At 71.1% G+C, this 13,040-nt stretch carries 8 protein-coding genes and 1 tRNA gene; all 9 read right to left on the bottom strand.

The window, feature by feature from the left end; all coding sequences use genetic code 11:
- Window positions 1–49: 49 nt before the first annotated feature.
- Window positions 50–123: transfer RNA gene (locus QBL21_RS00045), tRNA-Ile, on the bottom strand.
- Window positions 124–191: 68 nt separating this feature from the next.
- Window positions 192–986, bottom strand: coding sequence for a DUF3566 domain-containing protein (locus tag QBL21_RS00040; RefSeq protein ID WP_407559863.1), 795 nt, complete (start codon window positions 984–986; stop codon window positions 192–194).
- Between the two features lie 3 nt (window positions 987–989).
- The gene (gyrA, locus tag QBL21_RS00035) at window positions 990–3,617 is read right to left on the bottom strand and encodes a DNA gyrase subunit A (protein ID WP_407559862.1); all 2,628 of its coding nucleotides are present in this window, start codon (window positions 3,615–3,617) and stop codon (window positions 990–992) included.
- 112 nt (window positions 3,618–3,729) lie between these two features.
- Window positions 3,730–5,835 (bottom strand): DNA topoisomerase (ATP-hydrolyzing) subunit B, encoded by a 2,106-nt coding sequence (gyrB, locus tag QBL21_RS00030; protein WP_407559861.1) that lies wholly within the window; start codon window positions 5,833–5,835, stop codon window positions 3,730–3,732.
- Window positions 5,836–6,151: 316 nt separating this feature from the next.
- Complete coding sequence (locus QBL21_RS00025) at window positions 6,152–6,766, bottom strand: DUF721 domain-containing protein (RefSeq protein WP_407559860.1); 615 nt, start codon at window positions 6,764–6,766, stop codon at window positions 6,152–6,154.
- Entirely contained in the window at window positions 6,763–7,896 is a 1,134-nt protein-coding gene (recF, locus tag QBL21_RS00020) for a DNA replication/repair protein RecF (RefSeq protein ID WP_407559859.1), read from the bottom strand. The genes QBL21_RS00025 and recF overlap by 4 nt, the downstream gene beginning before the upstream one ends.
- Window positions 7,897–7,974: 78 nt before the next feature.
- Complete coding sequence (gnd, locus tag QBL21_RS00015; RefSeq protein ID WP_407559858.1) at window positions 7,975–8,853, bottom strand: phosphogluconate dehydrogenase (NAD(+)-dependent, decarboxylating); 879 nt, start codon at window positions 8,851–8,853, stop codon at window positions 7,975–7,977.
- A gap of 54 nt (window positions 8,854–8,907) precedes the next feature.
- The gene (gene dnaN / locus QBL21_RS00010; RefSeq protein ID WP_407559857.1) at window positions 8,908–10,047 is read right to left on the bottom strand and encodes a DNA polymerase III subunit beta; all 1,140 of its coding nucleotides are present in this window, start codon (window positions 10,045–10,047) and stop codon (window positions 8,908–8,910) included.
- Window positions 10,048–10,993: 946 nt separating this feature from the next.
- Window positions 10,994–12,940: a chromosomal replication initiator protein DnaA gene (gene dnaA / locus QBL21_RS00005; protein ID WP_407559856.1), complete on the bottom strand. Its 1,947-nt coding sequence runs from the start codon at window positions 12,938–12,940 to the stop codon at window positions 10,994–10,996.
- Between the last annotated feature and the right edge of the window lie 100 nt (window positions 12,941–13,040).

Raw genomic sequence — 13,040 nt, 5'->3', positions numbered from 1 at the left:
CCCGAAGGGCGCCTCCTCGTCACGAGAAGGCGCCCTTCGACGTTTCCGGTGCGGCTACCAGGACTTGAACCTGGGGCCTCATCCTTATCAGGGATGCGCTCTAACCGACTGAGCTATAGCCGCGCGCTGCACAGAGATTACCCCACCGCCGAGCCGCGGCCCAAATCGATACCGGGTGGCCCCGGCCGCCGCTACTCGTCCTCCGCGAGCGTGACCTCGATGCCGCCGACGAAGCCCGCGGAGAGGTTGTAGATGAACGCGCCCAGCGTCGCCAGCGCCGTGGCGAGGACCACGTCGATCAGCGCCACCACCGCCGTGAACGCGACCACCCGGGGCAGCGACAGGAACGACTCCAGGTCGAAGCCGGCCGAGTCGTCCGAGCCGGTGGCCTCGCTGATCGTGCCGCCGACCGTGCTGAAGACGCCCATCGCGTCCAGCACCATCCACAGCACCGTCACCGCCACGATCGTGCAGATGCCGAGCGCGATGGAGAGCAGGAAGCTGACCTTCATCACCGACCACGGGTCGGCCTTCGCGATCCGCAGCCGCGCCTTGCGGGTGCGCGGCACCGTGCGGGCGCCAGTACGCGACCTGCGTACGCCCGCGGCCGACTGCTGGGCCTGGTCGTACCCCTGCTCGTACGCCTGGCCCTGCGCCTGGCCGCCGCGCACCGCCGTCCGCGCCCCCGCGCCGCCGGCGGCCATGCCGGGCGGCGGGGTGTACGCCTGGGGCGGGTGGTGCGGCGCCGGCGGGGCGGCGGGTGCGGCCGCCGGCGGGGGCATGGGGCCCTCGGGGGCGCTGTCGTACGGGTACGCGTGCCCCTGCGGGTCCGCCTCGGTGCCTCCGGCTCCCGGGGGGCCGGAGGCGCCGCGTCTGCGTCCGCGCCGGCCGTGCCCGCCGCCGGCGGCGTCCGGACCGGGCGGGGGGTCCGGCTGCGCGTACCCCTCGGCCGCCGGACCGGCGCCGGCACCCGTGCCTCCACTCACGACCTACTCCTCGCCTTCACCGTCCGCGGCGGGGCCCTGGGCCCCGGCGTCCGTGTTCCCGGCCTCGTCCGCGGCGACGGCGGCGACGGCGGCCTCCTCGACCTCCTCCGCCTCCCGGCCGGCTTCGGCGTTCCGCGCGATGCCGACCACGGCGTCCCGCTTGCCCAGGTTGATCAGTTGGACGCCCATGGTGTCACGGCCCGTCTCCCTGACCTCGTCGACCCGCGTACGGATCACGCCGCCGCCGAGCGTGATGGCGAGGATCTCGTCGGACTCCTCCACCACCAGCGCGCCCACCAGCGAGCCCCGGTCCTCCACCAGCTTCGCCGCCTTGATGCCGAGTCCGCCTCGTCCCTGAACGCGGTAATCGTCCACGTTCGTACGCTTCGCGTACCCGCCGTCGGTGGCGGTGAACACGAACGTACCGGGCCGCACGACATTCATCGAGAGGAGTTCGTCACCCTCGCGGAAGCTCATGCCCTTCACACCGGAGGTGGCGCGGCCCATCGGGCGCAGCGCCTCGTCCGTTGCGGTGAACCGGATCGATTGCGCCTTTCTGCTGACGAGCAGCAGGTCGTCCTCGGACGAGACCAGCTCGGCGCCGATCACCTCGTCGGGCGAGCCGTCCGGCATCTCCCGCAGGTTGATCGCGATGACGCCGCCCTGGCGGGGCGAGTCGTAGTCCTTGAGCACCGTCTTCTTCACCAGCCCGGCCTTGGTGGCGAGCACCAGGTACGGCGCGGCGGCGTAGTCCCTGATCGCCAGGATCTCCGCGATGTGCTCGTCGGGCTGGAACGCCAGCAGGTTCGCGACGTGCTGGCCCTTGGCGTCGCGGCCGGCGTCCGGCAGCTCGTACGCCTTGGCGCGGTACACCCGGCCCTTGTTCGTGAAGAACAGCAGCCAGTGGTGGGTGGTGGAGACGAAGAAGTGGTCGACGATGTCGTCCTCGCGCAGCCGCGCCCCGCGTACACCCTTGCCGCCGCGCTTCTGCGCGCGGTAGTCGGTGCTCTTCGTCCGCTTCACATAGCCGCCACGGGTGATCGTGACGACGATGTCCTCCTCGGCGATCAGGTCCTCGATGGACACGTCGCCGTCGAAGGGCACGAGCTGCGTACGCCGGTCGTCGCCGAACTTCGCGACGATCGCCGCCAGCTCCTCGCTGATGATCAGCCGCTGCCGCTCGGGGGAGGCGAGGATCGAGGTGTAGTCGTCGATCTTCTCCTGGAGGTCGTCGTGCTCGGCGGTGATCTTCTGCCGCTCCAGGGCGGCCAGCCGGCGCAACTGCATCTCCAGGATGGCGTTCGACTGGATCTCGTCGATCTCCAGCAGGTCCATCAGGCCCCGGCGCGCCACGTCCACCGTCTGCGAGGCCCGGATCAGCGCGATGACCTCGTCGATCGCGTCCAGCGCCTTCAGCAGGCCGCGCAGGATGTGCGCCCGCTCCTCGGCCTTGCGCAGCCGGAAGGTGGTGCGGCGGACGATGACGTCGATCTGGTGGTCCACCCAGTGGCGGATGAAGGCGTCCAGCGACAGCGTGCGCGGCACGCCGTCGACGAGCGCCAGCATGTTCGCGCCGAAGTTCGTCTGGAGGTCGGTGTGCTTGTAGAGGTTGTTCAGCACGACCTTCGCGACGGCGTCCCGGCGCAGCACGATGACCAGCCGCTGGCCCGTACGCGACGAGGTCTCGTCCCGGACGTCGGCGATGCCCGTCAGCCGGCCGTCCTTCACGCCGTCGGCGATCTTCTGCGCGAGGTTGTCGGGGTTGACCTGGTACGGCAGCTCGGTGACCACCAGGCACTGCCGGTCCTGGATCTCCTCCACCTCGACCACCGCGCGCATCGGGATCGCCCCGCGGCCGGTGCGGTACGCCTCCTCGATGCCCCTGCGGCCGACGACCAGCGCGCCGCTGGGGAAGTCGGGGCCCTTGATGCGCGCCAGGAGGGCTTCCAGCAGCTCGTCGTTGGTGGCCTCGGGGTGCTCCAGGTACCACTGGACCCCCTCGGCGACCTCCCGCAGGTTGTGCGGCGGGATGTTCGTCGCCATGCCGACCGCGATCCCCGCCGAGCCGTTGATCAGCAGGTTCGGGAAGCGGGCGGGCAGGACGGCCGGCTCCTGGGAGCGGCCGTCGTAGTTGTCCCCGAAGTCGACGGTCTCCTCGTCGATGTCGCGGAGCATCTCCATCGCCAGTTGCGCCATGCGGCACTCGGTGTAGCGCATGGCGGCGGCCGGGTCGTTGCCCGGGGAGCCGAAGTTGCCGTTGCCGTCGACGAGCGGCATCCGCATCGACCACGGCTGCGCCAGGCGCACCAGGGCGTCGTAGATCGCGGAGTCGCCGTGCGGGTGGTAGTTGCCCATCACGTCGCCGACGACGCGGGCGCACTTGAAGTACCCGCGTTCGGGGCGGTAGCCGCCCTCGTACATCGAGTACAGCACGCGGCGGTGCACCGGCTTCAGGCCGTCGCGGATGTCCGGCAGCGCACGCGAGACGATCACGCTCATCGCGTAGTCGAGATAGCTGCGCTGCATCTCCGTTTCGAGCGAGACGGCGTCCACGCGCAGCACGATGCCGCCGTCTTCGCCCTCGCCGTCCGGCTGCGGGTCGGGAGTCTGGGGAGTGAGCTCGTCGGCCATGCGGGTCTTTTCTACCTTTTCGAAAGAGGTCTCGAAGGCGGTCGGTCGCACCCCTGGCGGGGAGCCCGGGGAGCCCCGGGGGCCCGGGCGGGGCCGCCCGGGCGGGGCCGACTCAGATGTCGAGGAAGCGGACGTCCTTGGCGTTGCGCTGGATGAACGAGCGGCGTGCCTCGACGTCCTCGCCCATCAGCACCGAGAACAGGTCGTCGGCAGCGGCGGCGTCGTCGAGCGTCACCTGGCGCAGCACACGGTGCGCCTGGTCCATGGTGGTGATCCGCAGTTCCTCCGCGTTCATCTCGCCCAGGCCCTTGAAGCGCTGGATCGAGTCGTCCCGGACCCGCTTGCCCTGGGAGCGGCCGAGCTGGATGAGCTGGTCGCGCTCGCGGTCGGAGTAGGCGTACTCGAACTCGTCCCGGGTCCACTTGATCTTGTACAGCGGGGGCTGGGCCAGGAACACGTGCCCGCCCTCGATCAGCGGGCGCATGAAGCGGAACAGCAGGGTCAGCAGCAGCGTCTGGATGTGCTGCCCGTCGACGTCCGCGTCGGCCATCAGCACGATCTTGTGATAGCGCAGCTTGCCGAGGTCGAAGTCCTCGTGGATGCCGGTGCCGAACGCCGAGATCAGCGCCTGCACCTCCTGGTTCTGGAGAACCCTGTCGATACGGGCCTTCTCCACGTTGAGGATCTTGCCGCGGATCGGGAGGATCGCCTGGTACCGCGGGTTGCGGCCGGACTTCGCCGAGCCGCCCGCGGAGTCGCCCTCCACGATGAAGATCTCGCACTTGGCCGGGTCGTTCGACTGGCAGTCGCTCAGCTTGCCCGGCAGCGACGCCGTCTCCAGCAGCCCCTTGCGGCGCGTCAGGTCGCGCGCCTTGCGGGCCGCCACCCGGGCCGTCGCCGCCTGGATGGACTTGCGGACGATGTCCGCCGCCTCGTTGGGGTTCCGGTCCAGCCAGTCCGTCAGGTGCTCGTGCGTGACCTTCTGCACGAAGGTCTTCGCCTCCGTGTTGCCCAGCTTGGTCTTCGTCTGGCCCTCGAACTGCGGCTCGGCGAGCTTGACCGAGATGATCGAGGTCAGACCCTCGCGGATGTCCTCGCCGGTGAGGTTGTCGTCCTTCTCGCGCAGCAGCTTCTTGTCGCGCGCGTACCGGTTCACCAGGCCCGTGAGCGCCGCCCGGAAACCCTCCTCGTGCGTGCCGCCCTCGTGCGTGTGGATCGTGTTCGCGAACGAGTAGACGCCCTCGCTGTACTGCGTGTTCCACTGCATCGCGATCTCGACGGAGATCTTGCGGTCGGTGTCCTCGGCCTCGAAGTCGATCACCGAGGGGTGCACCGGCTCGCCCTTGCGCGAGTTCAGGTGGCGTACGAAGTCGGAGATGCCGCCCTCGTAGTGGTACGTGACGCTGCGCGCCTTGTCCTCGTCCGCGGCGCCCGCGGTGTCCGCGCCGGAGGTCTGCTTGGCCGCTGCCCGCTCGTCGGTCAGCGTGATCGACAGCCCCTTGTTGAGGAACGCCATCTCCTGGAAGCGGCGCGACAGGGTCTCGAACGAGTAGTCCGTCGTCTCGAAGACATCGCCGTCCGCCCAGAACGTGACCGTGGTGCCGGTCTCGTCCGTGGCCTCGTTCCGCGCCAGCGGCTCGGTCGGGATGCCCAGCTTGTAGTCCTGCGTCCAGCGGTAGCCCTCGGTCCTGACCTCCACCGCCAGGCGGCTCGACAGCGCGTTGACCACGGAGACGCCGACGCCGTGCAGGCCGCCGGAGACCGCGTACCCGCCGCCGCCGAACTTGCCGCCCGCGTGCAGCACGGTCAGCACGACCTCCACCGCCGGCTTGTTCTCCGACGGCACGATGCCCACCGGGATGCCGCGGCCGTTGTCGATGACGCGCACGCCGCCGTCGGCGAGCAGCGTCACCTCGATCGCGTCCGCGTGGCCGGCCATCGCCTCGTCCACCGAGTTGTCCACGACCTCCTGCACCAGGTGGTGCAGACCGCGCTCACCGGTCGAGCCGATGTACATGCCCGGGCGCTTGCGTACGGCGTCGAGGCCCTCAAGGACCGTGATCGCGCTTGCGTCGTACGCCGCGTCCTCGACGGCCTCCTCCGCGCGGGCGTGTGCCCGTTCGGCAGCGGCAACGGCGGCCTCCGCGGCGCCGTCGGCGCCTGGAGGCACGTTGTCGCTGGCAGGGATGTTCTCGTTGGAGTTGCCGGAATCGGCCACGAAGCGCCCTTTCTGGCACAGCGCTGGCCACTCTCCTGGCTGAGCGGGAGCGGCCGCGTCGTTGTTGGTCAGCGTATTCCGCAAGTGGGCGGGTTGCTCCCCAGTCTACCGGTAGCTCACGACAGAATGGCGGTTTGCAGGTGCCTGAACCCGCATGTGGCGCCCTGAACATCTGCCCGCCGAGGGGGGCTGCACACACCGGGGCCTGCGGAGCCTCTGAGCGCCACTCAGCGCTTCGGGGCGTCAACCATGAGCTACTGTGACCGACCTCACTCCATCACAGGTTTGCCGCCCGGGTTCAGCAGAAGGTACGGGCCTACCCGTACGTGTCCCCGGGGCCCTGGCTCCCCGGTGCCCGGAGCGGCCCGAAGCGCCGCCCGCCGCCCGCCGGACCCACCACTTTGATCAGCTTCACGGTGCCGTGCCCCAGCTCCTCGTTGAGCCGCGCCACCAACTGCGGCGCCAGCAGCCGCAACTGCGTCGCCCACGCCGTGGAGTCGCACTTCACCACGAGCACCCGCTCCTGCTCGTCGTACGTCTCGGGCGCGCAGTGCTGCGCCACCTCCGGCCCCACGAGCTGCGGCCAGCGGCCCATCACGCCGCCCACCGCCGCCGGCGCCTCCCAGCCGCGCTCGGTGATCAGCCGGCTCACCGCGGCACCCAGCGGCAGCGGATCACGGCCGTCCGCGCGGGCGCCCGACCGCAGCCCGCCGCCGCGGCGCGCCTGCCGGCGCTGCTGCGCCGCCGCACCCCGCGCACGGGCCTCCGCGCGCGCCGCCCGCAGGGCCACGCGCGCCAGATCGACGCCGGAAGGCTCGGGAGCGGCGGGCGCCGCGGGATCACCGGAGTCCGCGGGAGAGTCGGGGTGCTCTGAGTCTTCGGCGCGTCCGGGGCGTCCGGTGCTTCCGGGACGTACGGGCTCCTTGCTCATTCCCGCTCCACCCGCCCGTCGGCCACCGTGAACCGCGCCCCCGCCAGCGCCCCCGGCACGTCCTCCGGCACCGCCGCCGTCACCAGCACCTGCTCGCCGGGCGCCACCAGCTCCGCCAGCCGCTCCCGCCGCCGCGCGTCCAGCTCCGCGAACACGTCGTCCAGCACCAGCACCGGCTCCCCGCCGCCCTCGCCGCGCAGCAGCTCGTACGACGCGAGCCGCAGCGCCAGCGCGTACGACCACGACTCCCCGTGCGACGCGTAGCCCTTCGCCGGCAACTCGCCCAGCTTCAGCACCAGATCGTCGCGGTGCGGACCCACCAGCGTCACACCCCGCTCGATCTCCTGCTTCCGCGCCTCCGCCATCGCCTCCAGCAGCAGCCCCGCGAACTCCTCGCGCGTACGCGCCTCCGCGAACCGCCCGCCGGCCGGTGACCGGTACTCGAACGCCGCCGGACCGCCGCCGGGCGCCAACTGCTCGTACGCCTTGTCCACCAGCGGCTGGAGGACCGCGATCAGCTCCAGCCGCTGCGCGAGCAACTCCGCCCCGGCACGCGCCAGATGCTGGTCCCACACGTCCAGCGTCGACAGATCCAGTTGCCGGCCGCCGTGCCGCCGCGCCATCGCGGCCGTCTTCAGCAGGGTGTTGCGCTGCTTGAGCACCCGGTCGTAGTCGCTGCGCACGCCCGCCAGCCGCGGCGTCCGCGCCGTGATCAGCTCGTCGAGAAACCGGCGCCGCTGATCCGGATCGCCCTTGACCAGCGCCAGGTCCTCCGGCGCGAAGAGCACGGAGCGCAGCACACCCAGCAGGTCGCGCGGCCGGACCTGCGACGACCGGTTCAGCCGCGCCCGGTTCGCCTTGCCCGGGTTCAGCTCCAGCTCCACGAGCTGCTGCCGGCCGTCCTGCGTCACCGCCGCCCGTACCACCGCACGCGCCGCACCCATCCGCACCAGCGGCGCGTCCGCGGACACCCGGTGGCTGCCCAGCGTCGCGAGATAGCCGACCGCTTCGACCAGATTCGTCTTGCCCTGGCCGTTCGGCCCGACGAAGGCCGTCACCCCCGGGTCGAGGGGCACCTCCGCCCGCTCATACGAACGGAAGTCGGCCAGCGAGAGATGAGAGACGTACATGGCCCGGCGCCGACCTCCCTACACACACGGCCGATTCAGCGAACAGCGGGCCGGCGCTCCCGCCGGCCGCCCGGCAAGCTACTTCTCCTCCTTGACCGCGTGGCCACCGAACTGGTTGCGCAGTGCCGCGATCATCTTCATCTGCGGCGAGTCGTCCTGGCGCGAGGCGAACCGGGCGAACAGCGACGCCGTGATCGCCGGCAGCGGCACCGCGTGGTCGATCGCCGCCTCCACCGTCCACCGGCCCTCGCCGGAGTCCTCCGCGTACCCGCGGAGCTTGTCCAGGTGCTCGTCGTCGTCCAGCGCCCGGACCGCCAGGTCCAGCAGCCAGGAGCGGATGACCGTGCCCTCCTGCCACGAGCGGAAGATCTCGCGCACGTCGGTGACCGAGTCAGCGGCCTCCAGCAGCTCCCAGCCCTCGGCGAAAGCCTGCATCATCGCGTACTCGATGCCGTTGTGGACCATCTTCGCGAAGTGCCCGGCGCCGACCTTGCCGGCGTGCACGGCGCCGAACTCGCCCTCGGGCTTCAGCGCGTCGAAGACCGGCTGCACCCGCGCCACGTGCTCGGCGTCCCCGCCGTACATCAGCGCGTAGCCGTTCTCCAGCCCCCACACGCCACCGGAGACACCGCAGTCCACGAACCCGACGCCCTTGGCGCCCAGCTCCGCGGCGTGCTTCTCGTCATCCGTCCAGCGCGAGTTGCCGCCGTCCACGAGGACGTCGCCGGGTTCGAGCAGCTCGGCCAGCTCGTCGACGGTCGACTGCGTGGCCGCACCGGCGGGCACCATCACCCAGACCACGCGCGGGGCGGGCAGCGCGTCCACAAGGTCCCGGAGGCTGTGGACATCGGCGACATCCGGGTTGCGGTCGTACCCCACGACGGTGTGACCCGCGCGCCGGATGCGCTCGCGCATGTTCCCGCCCATCCGGCCGAGACCCACAAGACCGAGCTCCATCACTGCCCCTTCGTCCATCTGTGCGTCATATCCGGTCCGAGCCTACGCCGGACCTCAGCCGCTCAGCCGTACGGGCATGATCAGGTACTTGTACGCCTCGTCCGCCTCTGCGTCGAGCGCGGGCTTGCCGCTGAGCAGCGCCGGCTTCGTCGACGTCGTGAAGGAGAGCTGCGCCGCGGGCGAGTCGATCGCGCTCAGCCCGTCGAGCAGGAACGTGGGGTTGAAGGCGATCGAGATGTCGTCGCCCTCCAACTGCGCGTCCACCCTTTCCACAGCCTGTGCGTCGTCGCTCGAACCGGCCTCCAGCGTCAGCACGCCCTGCTCGAAGCTCAGCCGCACCGGAGTGTTCCGCTCGGCCACCAGCGCCACGCGCTTGACGGCCTCGACGAACGGCGGGGTCTCGATGACCGCCACCGAGTTGAACTCCGTGGGGAACAGCGTGCGGTACTTCGGCAGGTCGCCCTCGATCAGCCGCGTCGTCGTCCTCCGCCCGGCGCCCTCGAAGCCGATCAGGCCCTCGCCGGCACCGGCGCCCGACAGCGCGAGGGTCACGACGTCACCGCTGGTCAGCGACTTGGCCGTGTCCAGGAGCGTCTTGGCGGGGACGAGCGCCACCGAGGAGGCGTCGGCCGTCTCCGGCTTCCACAGGAACTCGCGGACCGCGAAGCGGTACCGGTCCGTGGAGGCCAGCGTGACCGTGTCGCCCTCGATCTCGATGCGCACGCCCGTGAGCACCGGCAGGGTGTCGTCCCGGCCGGCGGCGATGGCGACCTGCGCGACGGCGGAGGCGAAGACCTCGCCGGAGACCGTGCCCGTCGCGGTCGGCATCTCCGGCAGCGTCGGATACTCCTCCACAGGCAGGGTGTGGAGTGTGAACCGCGAGGAGCCGCAGACCACGGTGACCCGGACGCCGTCCGTGGAGATCTCCACAGGCCGGTTGGGAAGTGCACGGGAGATGTCGGCCAGCAGCCGCCCGGAGACGAGGACGGTGCCGTCCTCCTCCACATCCGCCTCCACGGAGACGCGGGCGGAGACCTCGTAGTCGAAGCCGGAGAGGCTGAGCGTCCCGCCGTCCGCGCCGTCGGCCTTCAGCAGCAGGCCCGCGAGCACCGGCGCGGGCGGCCGGGCCGGGAGGCTGCGCGCTGCCCACGCCACTGCCTCCGCGAGTACGTCGCGCTCCACCCGGATCTTCACGGAGACCGCCTCCTGGTGCTCTCGGCCCTTGCCGGCTCGGTTGGTGTGGGGGACCAGTCTGACGCACGGCACCGACACAGGGGGCAGGTCGGGGTCAACTCGTCGCTGCCGCTCCTGGAGGCCGTCGACCGCAGTTGTGCACAGGCCCCGCTTCGAAGCGGATTCCGAGCTAGATACGTGTAGAGGTAGTAGTAGGGCCTGTGGAAACCGTGGAAAACCCTGTCTGCGCAGGTCAGCCCGCGAAATTTGCCCACAGGCGGGTTGGGGACGAAGGGTGGATAACCCGAGATTCCTGTGGACACGGCGCGGCTGTGCACAGGCCGTTCACAGGGAGGGGCCACTTAGCCACAGCTCCGTCCCCAGAGTTACCCGGGTTTCTGCACAGCCAATCCTGGCCTTCGGTGTGACGGCTTTCACTCGACACGGTGAAGGGGCGCGTTGCGTTGCCGAACAGTGGACAAACTTGTGGACAGGCTGTGTACAGAGCAGTGTTTTCTGTGGGTGAGTGGTCTTCCTCGGTGGACAGCGCTCGGCGCCGGTCGCGGCCGCCGACGGTGTCCACAGGTTGTGGGCAACGGCCGCCCACAAATCCACACGCCGGTGAGCTGCGCGGACGCGGGTTGTCCAGATCGCGTCCACATGCGCCCGTGGGTAACTCGCCGGTCCCCAGGGTGTGGACGGCGGAAAAGCCGCCGGGGTGTGGAGAAGTGCCTGGTCAGGGTCGGGAATCGAACAGCACGCGGGTGCTCGGCTGTTCGGGTACGCGCCCGGGGCGGGCGGACGCGTGGACAGCCGCGGTGCAGAAGCGGCGGACGCGTGGCCACGGCGCGGTGCGGGAGCGGGCGACAGGAGGGGCACGGCGGCGCGGCGGGCGCCGTGGGCGCGGCAGGCGCAGGGGGCCGCAGAGGGGTGGAGAGGGACGTACGGAACGGTGGCGGCGGGGCCGCTAGCTGTTCTTGATGCGGTTGGTCAGCTCGGTGACCTGGTTGTAGATCGAGCGCCGCTCGGCCATCAGCGCCCGGATCTTGCGGTCCGCGTGCATGACGGTGGTGTGGTCCCGGTTGCCGAACTGGGCGCCGATCTTCGGCAGGGAGAGGTCCGTCAGCTCCCGGCACAGGTACATGGCGATCTGGCGTGCGGTGACCAGCACGCGGCTGCGGGAGGAGCCGCACAGGTCTTCCACCGTCAGCCCGAAGTAGTCGGCGGTGGCGGCCATGATCGCGGCCGCGGTGATCTCCGGTGCCGAGTCCTCGCCGCCGGGGATGAGGTCCTTCAGCACGATCTCGGTGAGCCCGAGGTCGACCGGCTGCCGGTTGAGCGAGGCGAAGGCCGTGACCCTGATCAGGGCGCCTTCCAGTTCGCGGATGTTGCGGGAGATCCGCGAGGCGATGAACTCCAGTACCTCGGGCGGCGCGTTCAGTTGCTCCTGGACCGCCTTCTTGCGCAGGATCGCGATCCTGGTCTCCAGCTCCGGCGGCTGCACGTCGGTGATCAGGCCCCACTCGAAGCGGTTGCGGAGCCGGTCCTCCAGGGTGATCAGTTGTTTGGGCGGCCGGTCGCTGGAGAGCACGATCTGCTTGTTGGCGTTGTGCAGGGTGTTGAAGGTGTGGAAGAACTCCTCCTGCGTCGACTCCTTGCTCGCCAGGAACTGGATGTCGTCGACCAGCAGGATGTCCATGTCGCGGTAGCGCTTGCGGAACGTGTCCGCCTTGCCGTCGCGGATGGAGTTGATGAACTCGTTGGTGAACTCCTCGGAGCTGACGTAGCGCACCCGGGTGCCCGGGTAGAGGCTGCGGGCGTAGTGGCCGATGGCGTGCAGCAGGTGCGTCTTGCCCAGACCGGACTCGCCGTAGATGAACAGCGGGTTGTACGCCTTGGCCGGGGCCTCGGCGACGGCGACAGCCGCGGCGTGCGCGAAGCGGTTGGAGGCGCCGATGACGAAGGTGTCGAAGAGGTACTTCGGGTTCAGCCGCGCGGTCGGCTCCCCGGGGCCGGTGGCCGGGGCGGGCTGGGCCGCGAGCGGCCCGGGCGCGCCGCTGGGCACCGGCAGCTCGACGTTGCCCATGGCCTGCACCCGCGGCGGGATCGGGGCGCCGGAGGGGCCGTGCCCGCCGGGATGGCCGCCCGCGTGCCCGCCGGAGTGGCCCCCGGGGTGGGCGTACCTGTCGTGGGCGGGCCGCTGCGCGAGGTGGTCGTGGGCCGTGTAGAAGTCCGTGCTGTCGGTGCCCGCGGCGTCCGGCTGCGCGCCGGGCGGGCCCGGGTGGTGGTCGGCACGGGGCCAGGCGGCCGGCGCCGGGCGCGGCTGGGCGTAGTCGGGGTACGTCGGGGCGGCGGTGGGGAGGCGGTCGTCCCCGGGCACAGGGCGGCCGTACGCGTCGTACGGCGGCTCGGGCTGCGGGCCACCGTGGCCCTGGTGCGGCGGCGGCTGGTGGCTCTGGTGCGGCGGCTGCGCGGCGGTGTGGGGCAGGGGGAGGTGCGGGGCGCCCGGGTGCGGCCCCTGCTCGTGCGCGGGCGGCTGCGGGCCCTGTGGCCCCTGCGGGCCGTGGGGTGAGTGCGGACCGTGCCCGCCCGGCTCGGGGCCCGGCGGCGGGGGCGGTGCCTGCTGCGGCTGCTTCGACTCCGGCTCACCGGGGCTGACGGTGACGGCCAGGCCGATCGGCTGGTGGCAGGCGTGGCTCAGCGCATCGGTGATCTTGGAGGCGAGTCGGCCCTCGAAGACGCCCTTGGCGTACTCGTTGGGCACGGCCAGCACGGCGGTGCCGGCGACCAGGACGAGCGGCTGGCAGTCCCGCAGCCAGCGGTGATCCTTGGCCTCGATGCCCTGGTCGTCCGCGAGCAGTCGCTCCAGAACGCGTGGCCAGACTGCAGCGAGATCGGCAGGCAGGTCGGCCACGGGTCACGCTCTTTCAGGTCACGGCAGGTCACGAAGGTGTGATCTCGGGACGGGTGGGATGGATCCGCGCAAGGGTCGGAAGTCCAGCCACGGTAGTCAC

Origin of the sequence: Streptomyces sp. 184 (assembly GCF_045781775.1) — a bacterium.
Classification (GTDB): Bacteria; Actinomycetota; Actinomycetes; order Streptomycetales; family Streptomycetaceae; genus Streptomyces.
Note: the sequence above shows the minus strand (reverse complement) of the source record. Positions and strands in the feature narration are given on the sequence as shown.